23 protein-coding genes are annotated in these 21,077 nt (G+C 28.0%); 4 read left to right on the top strand and 19 right to left on the bottom strand.

Annotated features, from left to right (window positions below):
* Positions 1–19: 19 nt before the first annotated feature.
* The 13 genes from KGF52_RS07170 to KGF52_RS07110 all read right to left on the bottom strand — a co-directional run bounded on the left by KGF52_RS07170 (position 20) and on the right by KGF52_RS07110 (position 11,549).
* Positions 20–1,006 carry a phage tail protein gene (locus KGF52_RS07170; RefSeq protein WP_227839620.1) on the bottom strand — a complete coding sequence of 329 codons (987 nt, stop codon included), beginning with the start codon at positions 1,004–1,006 and terminating at the stop codon, positions 20–22.
* Positions 1,007–1,705, bottom strand: coding sequence for a putative phage tail protein (locus tag KGF52_RS07165; protein ID WP_227839619.1), 699 nt, complete (start codon positions 1,703–1,705; stop codon positions 1,007–1,009).
* The gene (locus KGF52_RS07160) at positions 1,702–2,754 is read right to left on the bottom strand and encodes a baseplate J/gp47 family protein (RefSeq protein ID WP_227839618.1); all 1,053 of its coding nucleotides are present in this window, start codon (positions 2,752–2,754) and stop codon (positions 1,702–1,704) included. Before KGF52_RS07160 ends, KGF52_RS07165 begins: the two co-directional genes overlap by 4 nt.
* Positions 2,747–3,175 carry a DUF2634 domain-containing protein gene (locus KGF52_RS07155; protein ID WP_227839617.1) on the bottom strand — a complete coding sequence of 143 codons (429 nt, stop codon included), beginning with the start codon at positions 3,173–3,175 and terminating at the stop codon, positions 2,747–2,749. Before KGF52_RS07155 ends, KGF52_RS07160 begins: the two co-directional genes overlap by 8 nt.
* Positions 3,175–3,501 (bottom strand): DUF2577 domain-containing protein, encoded by a 327-nt coding sequence (locus KGF52_RS07150; RefSeq protein ID WP_227839616.1) that lies wholly within the window; start codon positions 3,499–3,501, stop codon positions 3,175–3,177. Before KGF52_RS07150 ends, KGF52_RS07155 begins: the two co-directional genes overlap by 1 nt.
* A gap of 15 nt (positions 3,502–3,516) precedes the next feature.
* On the bottom strand, positions 3,517–5,298 hold the full coding sequence (locus KGF52_RS07145; RefSeq protein ID WP_227839615.1) for an NlpC/P60 family protein: 1,782 nt from the start codon (positions 5,296–5,298) through the stop codon (positions 3,517–3,519).
* A 55-nt stretch (positions 5,299–5,353) separates the two neighbouring features.
* The gene (locus tag KGF52_RS07140) at positions 5,354–5,776 is read right to left on the bottom strand and encodes a phage baseplate protein (protein ID WP_227839614.1); all 423 of its coding nucleotides are present in this window, start codon (positions 5,774–5,776) and stop codon (positions 5,354–5,356) included.
* Entirely contained in the window at positions 5,776–8,175 is a 2,400-nt protein-coding gene (locus tag KGF52_RS07135; protein ID WP_227839613.1) for a hypothetical protein, read from the bottom strand. The genes KGF52_RS07140 and KGF52_RS07135 overlap by 1 nt, the downstream gene beginning before the upstream one ends.
* A 193-nt stretch (positions 8,176–8,368) precedes the next feature.
* Positions 8,369–8,815: a phage tail assembly chaperone gene (locus tag KGF52_RS07130; protein ID WP_227839612.1), complete on the bottom strand. Its 447-nt coding sequence runs from the start codon at positions 8,813–8,815 to the stop codon at positions 8,369–8,371.
* Between the two features lie 87 nt (positions 8,816–8,902).
* Positions 8,903–9,331: a phage tail tube protein gene (locus tag KGF52_RS07125; RefSeq protein ID WP_009896262.1), complete on the bottom strand. Its 429-nt coding sequence runs from the start codon at positions 9,329–9,331 to the stop codon at positions 8,903–8,905.
* 13 nt (positions 9,332–9,344) lie between these two features.
* Positions 9,345–10,409, bottom strand: a complete 1,065-nt coding sequence (locus KGF52_RS07120) for a phage tail sheath subtilisin-like domain-containing protein (RefSeq protein ID WP_227839611.1) — start codon at positions 10,407–10,409, stop codon at positions 9,345–9,347.
* A 4-nt stretch (positions 10,410–10,413) separates the two neighbouring features.
* Entirely contained in the window at positions 10,414–10,857 is a 444-nt protein-coding gene (locus KGF52_RS07115) for a DUF6838 family protein (RefSeq protein WP_227827233.1), read from the bottom strand.
* 251 nt (positions 10,858–11,108) lie between these two features.
* On the bottom strand, positions 11,109–11,549 hold the full coding sequence (locus tag KGF52_RS07110; RefSeq protein ID WP_227839610.1) for a hypothetical protein: 441 nt from the start codon (positions 11,547–11,549) through the stop codon (positions 11,109–11,111).
* 468 nt (positions 11,550–12,017) lie between these two features.
* Here KGF52_RS07110 and KGF52_RS07105 point away from each other — a divergent pair, with 468 nt between their 5' ends.
* From KGF52_RS07105 to KGF52_RS07095, 3 genes are all read left to right on the top strand, one after another.
* Complete coding sequence (locus KGF52_RS07105) at positions 12,018–12,338, top strand: XRE family transcriptional regulator (RefSeq protein WP_227434265.1); 321 nt, start codon at positions 12,018–12,020, stop codon at positions 12,336–12,338.
* 82 nt (positions 12,339–12,420) lie between these two features.
* Positions 12,421–12,927 (top strand): hypothetical protein, encoded by a 507-nt coding sequence (locus tag KGF52_RS07100; protein ID WP_227839609.1) that lies wholly within the window; start codon positions 12,421–12,423, stop codon positions 12,925–12,927.
* Positions 12,928–13,636: 709 nt separating this feature from the next.
* The gene (locus KGF52_RS07095; protein ID WP_227827479.1) at positions 13,637–14,392 is read left to right on the top strand and encodes a peptidylprolyl isomerase; all 756 of its coding nucleotides are present in this window, start codon (positions 13,637–13,639) and stop codon (positions 14,390–14,392) included.
* A gap of 148 nt (positions 14,393–14,540) precedes the next feature.
* On the opposite strand, the gene KGF52_RS07090 is transcribed toward KGF52_RS07095, so the two are convergent.
* The 3 genes from KGF52_RS07090 to KGF52_RS07080 all read right to left on the bottom strand — a co-directional run bounded on the left by KGF52_RS07090 (position 14,541) and on the right by KGF52_RS07080 (position 16,929).
* Positions 14,541–14,969: a CBS domain-containing protein gene (locus KGF52_RS07090; RefSeq protein ID WP_227434263.1), complete on the bottom strand. Its 429-nt coding sequence runs from the start codon at positions 14,967–14,969 to the stop codon at positions 14,541–14,543.
* Positions 14,970–15,391: 422 nt separating this feature from the next.
* A complete protein-coding gene (locus KGF52_RS07085) occupies positions 15,392–15,592 on the bottom strand; it encodes a cold-shock protein (RefSeq protein WP_227434262.1) in 201 nt (66 codons plus the stop codon).
* Between the two features lie 182 nt (positions 15,593–15,774).
* Positions 15,775–16,929 carry an amidase domain-containing protein gene (locus KGF52_RS07080; protein WP_227839608.1) on the bottom strand — a complete coding sequence of 385 codons (1,155 nt, stop codon included), beginning with the start codon at positions 16,927–16,929 and terminating at the stop codon, positions 15,775–15,777.
* A 250-nt stretch (positions 16,930–17,179) separates the two neighbouring features.
* Between KGF52_RS07080 and KGF52_RS07075 the strand changes: the two genes are divergently transcribed.
* Positions 17,180–18,001, top strand: a complete 822-nt coding sequence (locus tag KGF52_RS07075; protein ID WP_227839607.1) for a pyridoxamine kinase — start codon at positions 17,180–17,182, stop codon at positions 17,999–18,001.
* 74 nt (positions 18,002–18,075) lie between these two features.
* Here the strand turns inward: KGF52_RS07075 and KGF52_RS07070 are convergent, their stop codons facing one another.
* From KGF52_RS07070 to KGF52_RS07060, 3 genes are all read right to left on the bottom strand, one after another.
* Positions 18,076–19,467, bottom strand: a complete 1,392-nt coding sequence (locus KGF52_RS07070) for a sensor histidine kinase (protein WP_227839606.1) — start codon at positions 19,465–19,467, stop codon at positions 18,076–18,078.
* A gap of 132 nt (positions 19,468–19,599) precedes the next feature.
* On the bottom strand, positions 19,600–20,355 hold the full coding sequence (locus tag KGF52_RS07065; protein ID WP_227839605.1) for a lantibiotic immunity ABC transporter MutG family permease subunit: 756 nt from the start codon (positions 20,353–20,355) through the stop codon (positions 19,600–19,602).
* Between the two features lies 1 nt (position 20,356).
* A complete protein-coding gene (locus tag KGF52_RS07060; RefSeq protein ID WP_227839604.1) occupies positions 20,357–21,076 on the bottom strand; it encodes a lantibiotic immunity ABC transporter MutE/EpiE family permease subunit in 720 nt (239 codons plus the stop codon).
* Position 21,077 lies beyond the last annotated feature (1 nt).

Raw genomic sequence — 21,077 nt, 5'->3', positions numbered from 1 at the left:
TCAGAACTCCCCCCTTTATTTATCTTATTTCATATGAATACTTATTTAGAGTTATATCTTTTTGTTCTTTTAAATAAGTATTACTAGATTTTGTCTCAACAAAGTTATTATCCATCTCATGTATATATCTAACTCTATTTGCACTAAATGGCAATACCACATCTCTAAAAATCACATTACCCATTTCACCTGTTATACATTTTCTATTTAAATCTAACTTAAGTCCTTCTATAGCTACTATGTTATTTCCATTTGCTAATGTATCATACCAATAACCAGCCTCATCTACAGTTACTTCTGACTCTAATTCTAGGTATATTAATATATCTAGCACTTTTTCAGATAATTTGTTATAGCTATTTTTTAATACTGATATATCAGTTTGTATTTGACCACTTATAACATCATCAAAAGATATGTTTTCTATTTTTTTAACTACCTCATTTATAGCTCCTGATAAATCTTTGGAATCTGTAGTTAATATATTTACATCACCAATGTTTACTTTTATTTCTTTTATATTCTTATCAAACTTATCATCTAAATCTTGAATATCCTTTTGAGTTACAAAAACCAATGTAGGGTCTACTTCTAATGTAATATTTGAAGTATTAGACAGCTGTAAAATCATCTTTACAACTAAATCTTTAATACTTCCATCTTCAGCACGTGGCTTATACGTCTCTGGATATTTGCCTATAGCTATTATATTATTTTCATTATCCAAAACAGCAGCTTCTCTTATCATAAATCCACCAACTGTTCCTGGTAAAATAGTCTCTATAACTATCCAATTAGGATTCTTCTCATCAATTCTTAGAGAATTTATATTTCCTTCCCAAACTACATTTTTTAAAGCAGTTTGCTCTTCTGTCGGCTCATAATATTCTCCATTACTATCTCCAACTTGAAACTTGGTTAATCCTACAAGCTCTCCTAGTGCAGTCGCATTTGCTATTTTTTCTCTACCAATTTTGGTTAATATTATATAAAACTTTTCTTCCAACTATACCACCTCCGATTTAGGATAAACTATTACATTTTCTACACCAGTATTATTTGCAATAGCTATATTAATCTTACAATTACTCTCAATACATTTAATACTTAAAGGATAGACCTTTATTTCTTCTCTACTTATCATTCCAGCTCCGCAATTTACAACAGCGCTACACTTTATAATTGGTTCAAAGTATGGATGAACTTTTACCTCTTCACTGCACACCATCCCTCCACCACAATAAACCATACTTTCATCTAATATTATAGGCTCTAGATAATGTAACAAGTGCGCAGGCTTTACCTTTTCAATCATATCACTACAATCTAAAAGAGTTTTATAGTCACAATTATTTGCTATAAAACTCAGTACGAATGTAAACTTATCACTATAAACTTTTATATCTGTTTCTGATTTTGTATATGCCTCACAGATACTTTTTATAACCTCAATAGTACTAGTACCTCTGCTTCTCATTTTGGCTTTTATATTACTACGTCTTGTATTAAAATCAAGGTCTTTTTTTTCAATGCAGAGTATATCTTCCCACATATCTAGTCCCCATGTTGCTGTATCAACAAATAATTGGTTAAAAGTATCATCAATATCTTCTTTAAGAATATTTAATTCTGTATCATATGCACCTTGTATCTCTTCTACAATGTGATTTCTATCAAATGATGGTAGTTTATCAATTAGTTTCATTGATTTTCCACCTCACTAAAATCAACAGATGTTACACTTGGTATTTTGTCCTCATTAATAGTTATATTGTCTGTACTTCCATTTATAAGTAAATTGCTTAAATCATGTACACCAGTAGTATTTATCAGTATTCCCATGACTTTCGTATAGATTATTTCCCCTCTAATCTCTCTAAAATACGAATTTATACTTTCTAAGAAAGATTCTTTGACATTATCTAATGTATATCCATCTTCTAGTTTCATCACTGCACTTATATTTATTTCTATTGGTAATGGTGTTGTAACTGTTACAGTTGGCCCAATAGGTTTTTCTTCATCTATATGTTGCTGACATCTTTCAATTGTTTCTGTATCAACAGCCTGATTGTTTTTCCCAAATATCAAAACTTTAATTGTTCCTGGACCACCCCACCTTGGATAAACCTTAACATTATAGACTCCATCTACCTCTAAAGCCCATTCTTCATAGTGAGCTTTATTTCCACTTGTAGCTTGATTTTTCTGTATTTTATAAAATCTTTCTTTTAATTCTTCATCTGTCTCTATATCTGTACCACCTTCAAAGCTTTTAGTGTTAATAATCTTTGTTACTCCAGATATGTTATCAACTAATTTAAATTCACAATTTGTAGGTAGATTATATCTCTTTCCAACTTCTAGAGCTTGAACTGGACTATTATCACCTTCTTCACTACCAATAGTTACATCTTTTATTACTACAAATAGTAAATCTCTATATGATATTACTGTGCCATTAGTTATTACAGTTCCTTTCTCTCCAATAAATTCAACTTCCCCATTTGACTCTGTTCCCAACTTTCTATATACACCAAATTCATTAACTCTTTTATCAAGAAATTGGTTATATGTGTCTTGTATAAAAGCCATTTTATGTATTTTAGAAAGTTCTATATACATTTTTGCAAGTTCTAGATTATTTCCAGATACCATGTTGTTTATAAAAGAACCCTCACCTTTATAAATATCAAGCTTAATATTTTCAAGAGTTCTATTTTTTATTATTTCATATGTCTGGTCACTATACATTTAATTCCACCTCCCCATAGATAGTGGATACTTTTACATTTGCACTCAATATGTCTCTGTTAAAGTTAGCATTTTTTACATTTACTTCTAATATATATGGATTTATTAAAAGAGCTTCTTTTATAAATCTACTAGCTTCACTTTCTGTAAGACCTTTTGTATACTTTTGTCCTATAAGTTCTGAAAGCTCTGTACCATACTCTAAAGAGTATATCTCATGTTCATATCTATTTGTTTTTATACACTTGTATATCCAAACTTTTAAAGCTTCTTTTTTTTCAATTATTTTAAAATCACCTTTTTCTAAAATAGGTTCATCTTTTTCAAAATCCCATGCCACTTCACGAAAGATTGGTAACTCTTCAGTTTTAGGTAAGATATAATCTTCTGGGACACCTATAAAAGGGAATATTGTACTCATTATAAGCTCACCAACTTACTTACAACAGCAAATTTCTCGCCTATTCTAAACATTATTACCATGTCTCCAGATTCAAAATTATCTATAAAAGGATTTTTTACTTCATGTTTATGTTCTTGATTTGTTTCTGTATCAAAGGATTCTATTTGTCTATCAAGTATCCAACTATCTATTAAAATATCTTCTTTTTCTAATATGATGTTGTTTGTCTCTATTTTTAAATCTGGTAATTTACTTTTAATTTTTCCAATAAAAAAAGAAGGTTGATTATGGTACTTACCTTCGTCTCTCATTATTCCTATAAATTCATTAATCGGATTTGCCATTATATCACCATCCTTTTATAAAACTCTTTGAGCTGTCACAAAGTTTTTAGTGTAATAACTACCACTTAACTTGCTTATTTTTACCACATCACCCTCATGTGGAGCATGGATAAATTCTCCATTTCCAATAAACATACCAACATGTGTTATTTCACCTTCAGGCCCATTTTTTGAAAAGAAAACTAAATCTCCTGTTTGTAAACTTAATTTATTTACTGCCTTGCCTTTTCTAGCCTGCTGTCTTGCTGTTCTTGGAAGATTAATACCAACTTTCTTAAAACAATAGACCATTAATCCAGAACAATCAAAACTACTTGGCCCATTACCTCCCCATTTATAAGGCTTGCCTAGATGTTTTTTTGCTTCTGATATTACTATTTTAGCTTTATCAGATACATTACCAGCATAACCACCATGAATAATTTTTCCTTTTCTCTTTCCAAACTTTTTCATTTCTTCTGCATTTTTTACTAAAACATCGATATGATAAGTTCCATCTTTTTCTATAATTATGGCAGAACCATTATCATTGATTTTATAAACTCCATCACGTCCAGAAACTCCTGTTACAAGTCTTACTTCATCACCATATTTAAATAATGGATGTTTTGATAAGAACTCTTTTGTGTAATAAGGCTTTTCATAAGCTCCAATCATAGGTGCAGCACATGTCTTTTTAGATGGATTGAGCTTTTTCTCTCTACAATCTGTATCTCCACCTTCTATACCAGGTCCAGGATAATAGGCTGTAAATATAGTAGCAAACTCCGTTCCTCCTACATAACCTTCTCCTCCTAAATTACTTTCTTCCTTAGGTTCATCCTGTCCTGCTGATTTTTCATCCATAAGATTTTGAAAATTAAGTTCAAGTTCAATTTGATACTCTCCATTTTGCCAGGTATGCTTATCTGTATCTATATAAAATAGTCCTACAAGCTTTGTATAAGAATCTTTAACTTTTACCCCTCTACCAGTTATACAACTTACATCTCCATAACCTTTAAGAGAACAGCTTTTTTCTATACCTTTAAACTCACTATCCACATCTACATCTTGATTCTCTTGTTTCTGAATTACTTTTTGCATTATTACATTTACTTCTTTAAAAATTTCATTATCTATTTTTTCACTAATTTTACTTCCATACTGGTCTACTACTATTACCTTATTTTTTACATTTTCCATACTCTCTGAAAAGGTGGTATTTATAATATTAAATCCCTCTTCAAACATAACACTTAATGTAACAGTTCCTTTTTCAATAACATTAAACTTATCTAAATTGGCTTCTATCATATACTTTTTCTTTGTCTTTTTACTTGCCTCTGTATATGCACTCATTATCGTGTCATATCCATTTACTCCTATAAACATCTTAGTATACTTAACATTAGTCTTTGCTATTGTACCAACTGCAAGCTTATTTTCAGCAAATACTTGCTTTGCTATATCTTCAACTAACTTGTCTTTAAAATTGTATGACACTTCACTTTGTGTAAGTAGAAATCCCATATCTTTGGATACAAAACTAATTTCATTACTACTTGAATCTTTAGACCTATTAATTATCATTCCTCTAAAAAGCTCTTTCTCATCTAAATAGAAACAAATCGTACTAGCTATTGGTATATCTATTTGTTGAAAATTCACATCAAAAGAGGATTGGATTATTGAAAACTCTAGAGTTCTTGATGGAGATTTATAATCACCTGACCAAGAAACTTTATCTACTATATCAGTTATATCATATATACTTCCATTTTTTATGTGTACCCAAATTTTAATAATAAAAATCACCTGCCTTTTCATTTAACTCTATCAGCAGTTATTTACAACTTATTATCCATAATAGCTATTTTTTTGGAGTTACTTTTGGTATTTTTATTCTCTTATATTCTTTTAAGTCTAATGTAAAATACACATCTCTAGTCCCATCTCTTTCTTCATAGCTAAAACCCTCAATTATGACCTCCATATTTATATTTGTTTCTGTAATTATAAATCTTAATATAAGCCCTTCATTCATCCATTTTTCAATCTTATTTACACAGTCATATGGTGATGGAAAACCTGTATAATCACAGAAAGTATAGTCTTTATTTGGAAAAAAACTTGATATTGAAATACTTTTAAGAGCTACACCTCCAAAAGTTGCTATTTCACCTATTTTGAGTATACTAGAAGAGTTTACAGCAGCTTTTCCATTAATACTAAAGGAAGATGGAAATACTGGAAATCTAAATCTATCTTCTGCTTGTCTAAGCCATATTTCCATTATAATACACCTCCCAATTGTGCCATTTTTATACTTGAAACTAATTTTGATGTAACTTTTTCTATATCAGCTTCTTCTCTAATTACTATTGTGTCAGCTAATTTTGCTATACTTATATTTCCACCACTTTTTCCACTTCTATATTGATTGGCTTCTTGTTTAGTTAAGACCATTTCTCCCTCATGAAGCCTTGTTGGATAGTCATTGTAAGGTACATAATTTAATCCAAATGCATTATTACCAGATTTATTTGCACCTGAATTCCAGTCATCAATTATAGACCTAACTGTATCAATAATTGGATTTTTATTAATTTTATCAATTAAATTTTGCCACCATTTACAAACGTCTTTTATAATATTACATATATCATTAAATAGACTAAAAATTCCCCCTAAAACTGGTTCTACAATAATCCAAGCATCCTCTAAAAGCGGTCCTATTGTTGCCCAAACTGTTTCCCAGATAACACCTAGTGTCTGTATAAAGTTATTTATTTGGGGAGCATATTCACCTAAGAAAGTAAAAATTCTTGTGATAATAGGACTAACAGCCTCAACTACAGGCCCGATTAGTTGAAATGCCGTAGTTACTATCGTTCCAAATATACTTATTAACCCTTGTGCAACTGGTGATTTATTGTTTATATTGTCTAGTAAATTATTTACTAAGTTTACTACTGGTAATAATGAATCTATCAATGCAGTAAAGTCAATATTTTGTAATAGTGTACTTCCTGTATTAACAATTGCTTTTGGAGCATTCCCTATCATTGTTGCTGCATGATTCTCAAAATTTTCTTGTTTATTTTCAGCCATCATTTTTCGCTTTTCAACTGCATTAGAAATTCTATATTCATTAGAATCAGAAAACTCTTTTCCACTTTTCATACTTCTAAACTGCATTTGGTCATATTTATTACCAATAATCACCTTACCATTCATTACATTGCCTATCTTACCAGCCATTTTTTCAGATAAACCAGCTAAATTTCCTAATCCACTCTCTATAAAATCTTTTATTTTACCTATTCCTTGACCTAAAATATCATCGAAAGGTTTAACAATACTCTTCAAACCATTATTAATACTTGTTTGAGCACCTGCTATTATACCTGGTATTGTATTACTCATTTCTTTAGCTAATCCTATCTGCTTTATACTTATACCTTCCAATGCTTCATCAAAAGTTTTATAATTTTCTCCTACCAAAGTATTAAGAGATTCCATATTACCCTTTGCTGCACTTAAAAAAGCTGCTGATACATCTTGTGTGCTACTTGTATCCATATTTAAAGCTCTAACATCTACCATAGCCTGAGTTATATCTTCTTCTTTTTTACCCCCAGTAATATTACTAATCATTTTAGCTTTAGTTCCCATTGCAACAACATCTTCAGGATCAAAAGGTGTATCATTTGCCATATCTACTAAACGATCATAATACTTATCAACATCTTTTTTACTAGTACTCCCAGTATTTCTTTTCATTACACTTTCTAGGACAACTTTCTGATTTTGCTCTTGACCAAATAAGTCAACACCCTTTTTCACAGCAACACTTATAGTAACACCATTCGTCAAATCTGATATCTTCCCTTTTATAGAGCTAAGTATTCCACTCGCCATGTCCTTTACAGCTATTGCACCGTTCCATACCTTACCTGCAAACAATCTTAACTTAGGAAATACCCTACTTATAATACTACTTGCCATATCCTTTATAGCTATTACACCTCTCCAAAGCGAACCTTTAAATAACATTAATTTAGGTAAAATTTTTCCAATAATACTACTTGCCCTATCTTTAAGATTAACAATTCCTTGCCAACGATTTTTAGTCAGTTGTTTTAATTGTTCTGAAAGACTACGTGCTTTATCGATAGCTTTCTGTACACTAAAACTTTCTATCTTTAACCTTATATTAGATGCAAGACTTTTTAAGGATCTTATTTTTGAATTAGTTTTTTCTATTACATTATTCTTAACTCTAAATATTAATGTAATTATAGGATTTGAATTAAACTCATTTTTCTTTTGAATCAGCTTACTAAAATAATCAATAATCATAGCTATAGTTACTGCTAGTCTCATAATACTTCCATTTAAACTTCCAATCGTTCCTGAAGTAGCATTTATACTAGAACTTAACTTTGTCATAGTGGAACTTGCACTACTAGCAGTAGTCTGAACTTTTCTTAAAGAAGAATTCAAACTATTTAATCTACTACTTGCACTTCCAATAGAATTTTTTATACTACTAGCCATCACATTAGTTGAAAGTGAAACCGCCACAGTTGCTCTTCTAAAAGTATCCGTTACTGATATAATTTGATTCATCTTTGGAGTGTAATTATCTGTAAGATACATATTTATACCTTCTTCTCTTACATTACCCACTATATACCACCTCCCGTCAAAGGACAAACTCCATATCCATGCTTCATTTTCTCAACTTCTTCCTCAATTTCTAAGGCGAAAAAAGCTTCAATAAGCTTTAATTCGCCTTTATCCATTGCATAAAAAAGGGACGGTCTAATACCTTTTTTCTTCCAATAATAATACATTATTGTAGTTTTAGTATCCGTCCCTATTAGTTTTTTACCTCTTCTATTACTGCATTTTTACCATAACCCATTACATCTTGAAGGATTCTATATAAATTAGTAATTTCACCTGGTAACAATAGCTTTCTCGCTAATTCCTTTGGAGTTGGAGCCTTAAATTTATCCATTAACTCCTTATTTTTAAATAAAAGATTTCCATCTAAATCACATATACCTTCTATAACTGTAAGCATCTGCATTTCTGGCAAATCTATATCTGTTTTCATGTTTTCATCAATTTTAAGACATGTATTTTGTATCTCTTCATCTTTACTTATTGTCAATGCTCTACACATTACTTTAAACTCTTGGCCAAATATATTAGATAATCTTTTTAGTTCAACTATAGTACTTGGTCTTTCTAAATTTTCTGTATCTGCATTTAAAAGTAAGTCTACTATATTTATATTTTTTTGTAATCCATTTTCACTCATTGTTATTTACTCCTTTATCAATAAATTTCTATTCACTGACTATTTATATTTATTAACTATCTATACTTATCAACTCTTCACACAAAACTAAATTATATCAAGAAAGTCATACTCAGTAAATGTAAAAGGAGCTTCTATTTCTCCCTTTACTCCAACTTCCCAATCAGCTAAAGTTAAATCATCAAAAGCTATATTTTTTACTGCTATTCTTTCCGCTCCATAAGAATCTGGGTCATTTAACTTAGATATAGCTACAAATCTAGGTTCAGAACCTCTTTTTATTTTCTCTCCAATTAACTTATGCATTCTTGAGCTAACATGATATAAAGTTATTGAGCCTTTCCCTTTATATCCCATATACTTCGTATCAGTTCCCATTTGACCTGCTATTATAATATCTTCTTTTGTAAATTCCATCTTTGCTTGAAATTTCTTTACTTCCGCTACTTTATCTCCATCAAGCCAAAGTTCTCCCCAAGTACCACTCATTACATTTCTAGCTTCCATATTTGCCATATTAACAATCCTCCTATATTTCTATTGATAAATCTATATCTTCCATAGCATCTAGTGCTTTTATTATTGCTTTTAAAAATACTTTAGAGCCAGTATTAGCTTCTTTTATTTCTTGTGAAGTCATATAAGATAAATCTATTCCCTTTGATTTCAGATACGATTTTTGTGCTTCAAAATCTATTTCAACAGTAGAATTGGACTCTATAAGAGCAGATTTTTCTAGTTCTTCTAAATAACTTTTTATAGATACTATTAATAGACATTTATTATCGTAACTATTAGTAACTTTTCCTATATAGTCATCTATAATTACCTTTCTTATATCACTATGTATAATATCCAAAGTGTCAACTATCTTGATTTTTTGGAACATCGCTCCTTTTTCTTCAGTTAAATCAGTTAAAGAATTTATTCCTCTAGCAATTCTTATAGCTCCAGCTTCTTTAATAAGGATAAGCTCTCCATTATTAACTTTTGACTCTGCATCGGCTTTAGTACTTTTAGGTATATCAACAACATCACTAAGCTTAGTATAAGTTATTGATTGACTTAAAGGTGTCCCTGTTATAATACCAGCTATCCTACTCGTAAACTCATCAGCACTATACTTCTTTGTTCCAACTAGTGCATCTTCTGTAGTAAAATTAATTATTCCCTCATGATTTCCTGCAACTTTGCCCAATATAGCTTTAACTTTAACTTTGTCTGTATCTCTAAGTTTAATTATCCAGCTTTTGATAACAGTCTTATCAGCTTCTATTGCTTTAGGCATACATAAATAATTAAATTCTTTAGTTTCTAAAAAGTCTAAGGCACTTTGAACCTCTTCCTCTTCTCCTAACACATAAACTAATACTTTATTTGGTGCATTGACATTTCCCATCAAAGCCATATTTATATAGTCTTTATTTTCAGCAGATAAATCAGCTGGTATATCTTCTTTTTCATGTATCTCATTGAATCCTAGTGCTTTGGTATCTTTAAGCACTATTGCAATTATTCCTCTAGCTGAACGCTCTTTAACAGTTGTAGCTAGCTCCTTAAATGATATATTGATACTTGGTAATCCTATAGCCATACTATCACTCTCCTAAGTTTAAATTTATTTCTTCCATATTTTCATATACTTCTTCTTCCTCATATATACTATCAAGAAAGTTTAATGTAATTGAAAAGTTCAATGTATAAATTGACTCTTCTTTTTTAATACTTTGTTCAATTTTAGTTATATTTAATTTTCTATTTCTTACATTTACAGTTCTATTAAATAGTTTATCAAGTTCATCTGAAACTTCATACATTCTTATATTATTTGATTGTGGTCTTGGTAAATATTTTATAGACATAACAACATCTTTGTTGTTTGTCTTTAACATTATGGGTGTACAAAGAGCTGATACCATACTTACAAAAAAACAAGACCCTTCAGAGCCTTGCACACTTTCATCATCAATAAAAATACTTTCATCAAAACTTTTTTTAAGTATATCAATAATTGTTTCTAATATTTCTTTGTATTTAAGCAAATAATCACCACTCTATCACTAAATATTTTTTTACTTAATGTGACAATCTTCTTATGAGTAGCATAAGTAATTTTTAAAGATACATCTAATTTCTCTATTGTTATGTTCCCTCTATATTTTTAGGTAATATCATATTTTTCAATTCCTCACCTCCCTCACTATAGATTTCTTTCACAATAACATTATCTCACATATTTTAGGGGCTGTTGTTGCTATAATGTGTATAAAGTGTTGTAAAAGTGTTATGTTTTTTATAATATTTCACTTAGCTTACAAATCATCTTTTTCTTTAAGTTGTAGCAAGAAGTTCTATCTAAATGCAATTTCATAGAAATATAGGTCATGTTATTTTTTGTCTTACTATTATAGAATAGATTAAAAAATTCCATTTCCATATCATTTAGACAAGTTAAAGCATTTTCTATTTTTTCCTTTTCTATTTCTATATCATCTTTTTCTATTTTTAATTTTCTTAATCTCTCCTCTTTTTTTACAACTTCATTTTCAACAGAAGAGCTTATATTATATGTAGTACTAGTCTTTTCAGTATAAACTACAGCTCCACATCCAAAGTATTCATTTTCACATCTTTTTATATCTAGGTTAATATTCTTTATTTTTACATCCAAATACTTGTAATTATGTAATCTTTCATCTATTTCCTTAAGTAATATATCTTTTTTATTATCCATTATATTTCTCCTTTTTATATTTTATTGTCTTTAGCTTTAACTTTATAATGATAGTTTATAATCAATAGTATTATTGCAAATTCCACAATCTTTAAAGAACATTTTGTTCTATATATATTCAAAAAATTTTAGCTATATTTTGTTCTAAAATAACAGAATTTTTTTATGCAAAATGAATCATAAATTTTTATGTTTCTTTCTATTCTCGATACATAATTATTTGTAATTCCTACTTTTTTCAAGTTTAGCTTGTGCCAGACTGATAGACTCTCTGTAATCTTTTAAATTATTTTTAAACATGCTTTTCTCCTCCTAGTATAATTAAGAATATTTTGTTCTTATCTATTACCATTATATAGAATTGTTTGTTCTTTATCAATATTTTTTAGAAAAAATTATTCTTTTTTCTTTTATTAGTTTTAATTTTTAGAACAATTTGTTATAATTTATACATAAGGTGGTGTTATAATGTTTGCCAAAAGATTAAGAGAACTTAGAAAGGAATTTGGATTTACTCAAAGAGAACTTGGTGAAAAAGTAGGAGTTTCTCAAAGAGTTTTAGGATACTATGAAACAGAAAACAGATTTCCTGATGAACATATTTTAAATAAATTGGCTGATGTATTTAATGTATCAGTTGATTACCTTCTTGGAAGAACCTTGGTTAAGGAAAATATTGACACTGTTGCGGCACATAGAAAAAATCCACATGAAGACTTGCCTGAAGAAGCTCAAGAACAACTTAATGATTATATAGAATTTTTACTAAATAAATATAAAAAAAAATAAACTATATAATGAGCAGATTTATTTCTCTGCTCTTTTAATATAACTTTTCATCAAACATACATTCTATATTAGGGGGATTTTTATGAATAATTTGGATAAACTTTTTGAATTAGCTTCTCAAGAAGAGATAGTAATTCATTATACCACTCATATTGCAGGTGACTTAGAAGGATTATATATAAACAAACATGGTACAAAAGTTATATCATTACTCAATAACTTAAAACAAAATACCAATAAACTTACATCCATATTAGCAGAGGAACTTGGACATCATTTCACTAGTTTTGGATACTATATATCCTCTTATAACGATTATTACACAAAAATCATTATAGACAAATGTGAAAATAAAGCTTTAAAATGGGCTTGTGAATTTTTAATTACAGAAGAAGATATAATAAATATAATTAATTCTGGTATTACTTGTGTTTATGAAATGGCTGACATACTTAATGTAGATATCAAATTTTTTCAAAAAAGATTGGAATTCTTATCATTAAAAAAACAAGCTTTACCACTTGGTAATAATAAATATCTTGTATTAACTAATTTGCCATATTTCTACATATTTGATCCAATTTCATAATAAAATGGTAGTGATTTTAATTGACTTAATAGCAAAAATCTATATATTTATTTTAGCAAATTTTGGTTTCTATAAACTCAATATTAATATATAATAATGATAGCACATTATTTAAAATTCTAAAAACAAATACATGCTTTTTTAAGAAAGGTTGTTTGATGAATGTATAAAGAAAAGTTTTTTGATAATTATTTTAAGTTCTTAGCACTATTTTTTTGGCCAATTATGTGGTATAAGTGGATAGTAATTTCAAATGGTACCCTTGAAAATACATTATTTACTGCTTATACAATTGTTGCAATTATTTACATCATTTTATATTCAAGATTTATAATAAAATATAAAGACATTACACAAATAGATTTCTTTTACAGGATAAGCACTTTACTTGCATTTATGTTTACTCTTTTTAGTTTTTTAATATATCCAAAGAGTTTACTTTTCTTATATCTAAAGATAGTTTTTACTGGAATATATTTTTATTATTCAATAGTGAAAACACTTAAATTTAAACATGAAGAAGGAATAGTGGGAATTATGGGCTCAATTTTATTGACTGTAATCACCTTGTTCTATTAAATTTAAGTCTATTTGACTTAATATGACTTTAAATGTTAGACATCTACATCGTTTTCTGATATTATTTAAGTTGGTAGCTTTATATTAATAATGAAATACACTATAAAAGGAGTTAACTATTATGGAAAATATGGAAAAACAAGTTTTAGTAACAGTTGGAGAAAAAGAGATAACTAATATCGATATTGAAAATGCATTAAAATCATTAGACCCTTATCAAGCAATGCAATTTAAAACTGAAGAAGGAAAAAAACATTTATTAAATGATTTAGTAAACCAAGAACTATTCTTCTTAGATGCTAAGGAAGAAAAATTAGATGAAGAAGAAGTATTTAAATTAGAAATGAAAAAGATAGAAGCAAATGTATTAAAGCAATTTGCTATAAATAAAGTTTTATCTAGTGTTGATGTAACAGAAGATGAAAAAGTAAAATTCTTTGAAGCTAATAAGAGCTCTTTTTCTAAACCAGAAAGCGCAACTGCTAAACATATACTAGTAGATAGTGATGAAAAAGCTAAAGAAATACTTGCTCAAATAAAATCAGAAGAAATATCTTTCGAAGATGCTGCTATTAAACATTCTTCTTGCCCATCTAAAGATATGGGTGGTGATTTAGGAACATTCGGTAGAGGACAAATGGTTCCTGAGTTTGAAGAAGCTGTATTCTCTATGGCTAAAGGTGAAGTAAGTGAGCCAGTTAAAACTCAATTTGGATACCATATAATAAAGTTAGAAGACCTTCAAGAAAGTACAGAATCTACATTTGATGAAGTTGAAGCTGAAGTTGAAAAAAGTTTATTATACCAAAAACAAAATGAAGTTTATGGAAATAAAATAAATGCTCTTAACGCTAAATATGGAAATCTTGTAAAATACAACGACTAATAATAAAGCAACAGATAAAAAAAGCTGTCTTATCTATAATTCTTAGAAAAGACAGCTTTTATATTAAAGTTTAAGAATTTAATTTCACATTATTATTCTTTTATTACAAAGAATAGAAGTAGAAACTTGAAAAGTTTCAAAAATTTTTCTAATTATCATCTGCTAAATTTTTATATCCACGTATTATCTCATAGCAATAACCTATTACATCTCTTCTTTTTATTATCCCAATAAATGTGTCTTGGTCATCTATAACAGGAATAAAATTTTGATTTAAAGATTTTATTACTAAATCTTCAATGTCTGCATTGATGGAAACAGGAGAATTATCCATTTTTCTATTGATATCTGTTACTGGAACATCTTCCAATCCTTTTAGGTCCAGATTTAAGTCGTTTTTTAATGTCCATAAAAAATCACCTTCTGTTATAGTTCCAATATATTTACCTTCTTTGCTTATTATTGGAATCGCAGAGTATTTGTGATATTCCATTTTTTCTAGGGCTTGCCTTATAGTGTAGTCTTCATATATATATGCTACTTCACTTTTTGGTGTTAGAAAGAATAATATGTTCATTACACTACCCACCGTTACTGAAAACTTACAAATATTATCCAATATTCATAATGTTACTTTTTTGCAGTAACTTTCTCCTTTCTCATTTTCTAAGTATTTTTTAGATACTATACGCTGTAACAAGCGTTTTTCTTTTAATAGCTTTAAATGTCTATGCTTTATTAATATTTTTGTATGGTCTATCAGCGTCACTTATTCTTTTTATAGAAAATTAACTAGAGGTTAATTAACTTAAACTTAGCCATAATAATTTTACTCTACACTATTAATTTTAACATATTTATCTTATTATTAATGCCTTTATTTTAATAATTTTAATTTATTTTGAAATTAATTTAGTTTCCAAAAAACTGAAAAAACCGCTAAACGATTAGCGGCTTATCTGTCATATTACTAGAATACTAATATATATGAATTTTTAATTATAATCTAACTACATTAGCAGCTTGAGGACCTTTAGCTCCATCTACTACTTCGAATTCAACACTTTGTCCTTCTTCTAATGATTTGTATCCATCTCCTGTTATAGCTGAGAAATGTACGAAAACATCTCCTTCACCTTCTACAGATATAAATCCAAATCCTTTTTCATTGTTAAACCATTTAACTACACCAGTTTTCATTAATAAATCCTCCTAAAAAAACACAATTATTTAGCTACTATTTCCTGTAACCTTATTACTACTTTATCACATATAGCTATGTTTGTCAATTATTATTATTTTTATACATTAATAAGCATTTTTTTTAATTTATAATATTAAATCATTGTTATCTTTTATACTTTATTTTTCTTTATAAATTTTTAATAGTTTATTTTTATTATATGGAATCTTATAGATTTATCACTCCAACCTAAATCCCATGGCACAAGCATTCTATCAGTATTATGACAGGTTACCAAAGGATATCCTCTTGAATCCAATCCTGTTACAGTTGAAACATGCGTTATTCTACCTTTTTTTTCATATCCTACAAAATCTCCAGGACGTAGATTATAAGCTTCTTTGTAAACATCTTCGTAAGAACCTTTAGCTATTAATGAGCCTCTTCCACTATAGAGAGCATAATTTTTAAAAGCTTGTGCATTTACCCATGCTTTTGTTCCTGCTCTTTCACTATAATTCCAAATTGAATTTTTCTTAAACTTTCCACTTTCAAACATTATCTGTGATGCAAAGTTGGCACAATCTCCACCTTCTGGATTATAATCTCTATAATTTGGATTAAACTTCATACCATGTTCTTCGTCTGCTGCTGCTCCACAGTATTTATGTGCATAATCTATAGCCTTCTTTTGCTCCTCTGTGAGCTGTAGCTCTACAGCATTTTGTTGACCAATATAGCTTCTTATATCATCAGATTTTATATTTTCTAAATTTAAAGAATCTGCAAAAGGGTCTGTATACCACTCTTTAGTTATGACATATTGATTATCTATGATTTTTACATTTAGATAATGATATGTACCTATTCTAAATGAATTTTCTTTGTCCTTTTGATTTTCATATGAGTACTTATACTCAGTTGATACAGAACATATTATGCCATATAAGTCTTTTTCTTTTTCTTTTATTTTTTTAACTTTTACTCTTGTTTTTATATCTTTAAACTTTACACCTTGTTTACTAGACCAATTTTCTAAATACTTCATCTTTTTTACTTCATTTTCATAAGCCCAAAGACCAAACTTTTTTTCTGTCTCATAAAGGCCTTTTAAAATATTTTCATTTTTCTCCAATATTGCCTTATTTCTGTAGTCAAATAAATTTTCAAGCAATAGCTTATACTGGTCTTTTACATCATCACCTTCAACAGTAGCAGATTCTATAACTTTTTCTTTCATATTTTTCATACTTAAATCATTAATTAAAAATACACCTGCTGTAGTAGCTAAAGATAAAAATACAAATGCCATTATACCTTTGATGTACTTATTTTTATTTTTCAGTATTTTCAAAGCTACACCTCCCAAATAGTACACCTTACGAATAAATTCACAAAAAAGCTGTTATTATATACAATAATTTTCATATTTAATAATTCTCTATCTTATTATGTCCAATATTAAAAATTAATTGTATTGATACACTGTTTTTTTTACAAATTTTTATTTTATAATCTACTTTTTTCTTTTTTTTATAGTAATATATATATATATAAATATTTTGTTATCATTATGATTAATACATACTAATGGAGGGTTTTTTATGCAAAAAAAAGTCGCAGCAATTAATGACTTATCTGGAATAGGAAAATGTTCATTATCAGTTGCTATACCTATACTTTCAGCATTAAAGGTTCAATGTTGTCCATTTCCAACAGCTATACTTTCAAGTCAAACTGGTTATCCTGAGTTTACATTTTTAGATTGTACTGATGAGATGGTAAAATATTCAACTGTTTGGAAAAATTTAAAAGTCAACTTTGACAGTATATATAGTGGTTTTTTAGGTTCAAAACATCAAATTGAAATAGTGGCAAATTTTATAAATGATTATCCAAATGCTTTTATTGTAGTTGACCCTGTAATGGGTGATAATGGAATTATGTATCCAATCTTTACAGAAGAAATGAGACATGAAATTAAAGAATTAGTTAGACATTCAGATTTAACTACTCCTAATTTAACAGAAGCTTGTTTCTTAACTGGAAATGACTATACAAAAAAGGATTATAATAGAGATGAACTTATAAATATTGCAAAGTCTGTATCTTCTTTAGGACCTAGTAAAGTTGTAATCACAGGTATATTAGAAGATGATAATATATTAAATTTAGCTTATGATAAAGATACTGAACATATATTTTTTACATCAGTTAAATACAATAATTGCTCTTATAGCGGAACAGGAGACATATTTACATCTATACTTTGTGGTATGCTAGTGAATAACCATGACTTAGGAGTAGCTGTTAAAACAGCAACTGACTTTATATATAAAACTATAAATTACACATCTCAATTTGATACCGATAGAAATGATGGGGTTATGTTTGAAAACTTTTTATCAGATTTAACTAGTATATAAAATTCAAAAAAATTATCCATTTTGCAAATACCTATAATATAAAATTTAGGTATTTAAAAAATGGATATTATTTATTAAATTATTGGTATTTCAATTGTTACCATGGCACCACCAGTTTTTATAGAGTTTTCAATATACAAAGTCCCATTATGTTTTTGGACAATATTATTTACAATGTATAGACCCATACCGTAATGAGATTTAGAGTTCCTACTTAAATCACCTGTATAAAATTGTTCTTTAGCTTTTGATAAATCTTCCTTAGAAAAACCTCTTCCACAATCTGTAATTACAAATTTTAAGTATCTTTGATTTACTAATACATCAAAATATAAATTACTTTGATTTGTTGAATAATCAATAGCATTTGAAATTATATTCATAATAGCTCTAAATAATAATTCTCTATCTATTATTATATTCTTAGGTAAATCATCTTGCTTATAAAATTCCACACTTAAACTTTTTGTACTGGAGAGTGCTTCTATTTGCACCAAAACATCCTCTATAAATTTATCAATATTAATACTTTCTTTATTAATCATATAACCTTTATCTGCTTTAGATATGTATATTAGAGTATTAATATATTTTTCTATCTGAGTAGCGCTATTTGCTATATATTCCATATATTCTGATAGCTCAGCATTTTCATTTATTTCAATTAATAAATCAGTGTTTCCATGTATAATGGTTAATGGTGTCTTTATATCATGTGCTAATGCAGATATCTGTTCTTTTCGAGTTTCTTCCAGTCTCCACTGCTTTTCTAAAGAATCTTTTAATGCTAACTTCATTTTTTCTATAGAAAAAAGAACATTGTCAATTTCATAAATATCACTAGACTCTATTGTAAAATCTAAATCTTGCTGTTGTATTTTTTCTGTAGCATTTTTCAAAAGGTCCATTTTTGCATTAATTTTTTTACCAAAGGATTTTGATAGTATAACCATTTCAATAAAAAATGCTATAACAAAAATAATAATCCCTAATACTTCTGGTTTTGGTAAATATTTTCTTAAAGCTGGAGAATTGAATTCTGATACTATATCATATCTTATTATACAGACTTCATTTGGTCTAAAAAGTTTTATATAATTGTCTGACGAATGTCCGCTTTTTACTTCGATACCTTTCATTAAATTCCAGGTTTCTTTTGCTTCTTCATTATTAAAAGTTCCTGAAGTTAATCTACCATCTAAAGTATAGATTCCATAATCACAAAAATCTGGTATTATATCTTTAGTTACTTTTTCACTTGAAATAATTTCATCTTTATATTTATAGATTTGCTTTTCTGCATAATTGGATGGCAATACTACTCCTAATGATAATAACACAGAAAACAAAAATACTAAAAGAATTCCCAAAGTAATTGTTATAACAAAGAATACAGATAAATATCTTACAAAAATAGTTCTTAACTTTACAACTTTTTTATTATTAAACTTTTTTTCCCAAAACATTCGTATCATATCCTCCAAACAGTTTAATTAACAAATAAACAACTATGTATCTGATTATTTTTATCTCTTTTATGCTATCAAATTATACTATAATATAATAATACAAATAATCTAAATAAACAATTAGTTATTTTATTCTTCAGATTTCTTACCTTCCCATTTAGAAAACCAAATACATAAAATTACAAATGCAAAAATAGTTGCAAAACCACAAATTAAACCTATTAACTGAAACTCTTGAATGGATTCAATTTCTTTAGAACTTGAAAAAGATGCCCAAACACTTACAAATCTAACGCCCCATGCACAAGGAATATATTGCCATATACCATCTCCTAGTCCAGTTAGTAATAGTGCTGAGAGTAAAGTTTCCACTATACCTACTCCAATTGATGCTCCTTTTCCAAATCTCAAACTTAAGAATAAATGTAATATATATTCAAATAGATTACTTCCAACTAAAATTAAAATTGAAATCATATAAAAACTTAGTGTAAAAAGATTATCATTAAAAATAGTATTTATACCAAATTTAAAACCTAAAACAGAAACTAATGTTGCTCCAAAACCAAGGCATATTAAAATTATATATTTACTCATGAGTGTAAGGTATTTTGGATTAGATGCTGTTAGTATATACTTATAATTTCCTGAGTAATATTCTTGTTCAACACACATTGAACACATAATACTTGATAATAAAGGAAAAGCTATAGCTATAACTTGTAAATATGCTACTATTTTTGATATACTATCATAACCTGAAATATTGTAATATCCTAAAAATAAGCCTATTCCTACTAATACAATACAAAAGTGTATTAGTACTATGTAAGTTCTTTTTAGTTTTATCAAGTCAGAATTAAATAGTCTTATTAGTTGTGCCATATTATTTCACCTCTCTATTTTTAAACCAAACACTTGTAGCTAAAGTAAATAATATAAATAAAACAATAGATATTAATATCCCTGGTAAAATAACATTAGTACTTAAAAGTTCATTCCCTTCTGGTACAGGAAGCCCATTTGGTAAAATATGCAATACCGTAGCCATTAATCTTGATGGAATTGAATATGGAAATAAGTACCATGAACTTGTAGTTGAAAAAACAGCTACTCCAAGCACAGTGAAAAACATATTTATTAAAACTGTAATAAACAAACCAAATTTTGAAGCTAAAAACATACAAAGTGGAATTTGCCACATAAATAGTAAGATAAGTACTATAGTTCCAATAATATTTTGATTTATTAAAATAGTTTTCTTATAAACTACTCCAATAAAAACTATCCCTATCATGAAAATAATTGAAGATATACAAAGTATAATGGTACAATAAAGTATTTTTCCAGTCCAGATATTTTTTTTGTCAACTGGCAATGACAAGACACCTTGATACTTCTTTTTTTCATCTTTTTGTACTACTAAAGAACAAATTAAAGTTATTGCTCCTGGAAGAAACATAGTATACCACCAATTGTAAGTACCATTTTGTCCTCCACCTAGTCCAAAACAGATAAGTATAGAAAATATTGGGGCTATCCAAGACAATCTCATTCCAAAAGTTCTTTTCATCTTTTGGAACTCTGCTCTAACAAATCTTTCCATC

The organism is Clostridioides sp. ZZV15-6597 (genome assembly GCF_020657815.1).
GTDB lineage: Bacteria > Bacillota > Clostridia > Peptostreptococcales > Peptostreptococcaceae > Clostridioides.
Note: the sequence above shows the minus strand (reverse complement) of the source record. Positions and strands in the feature narration are given on the sequence as shown.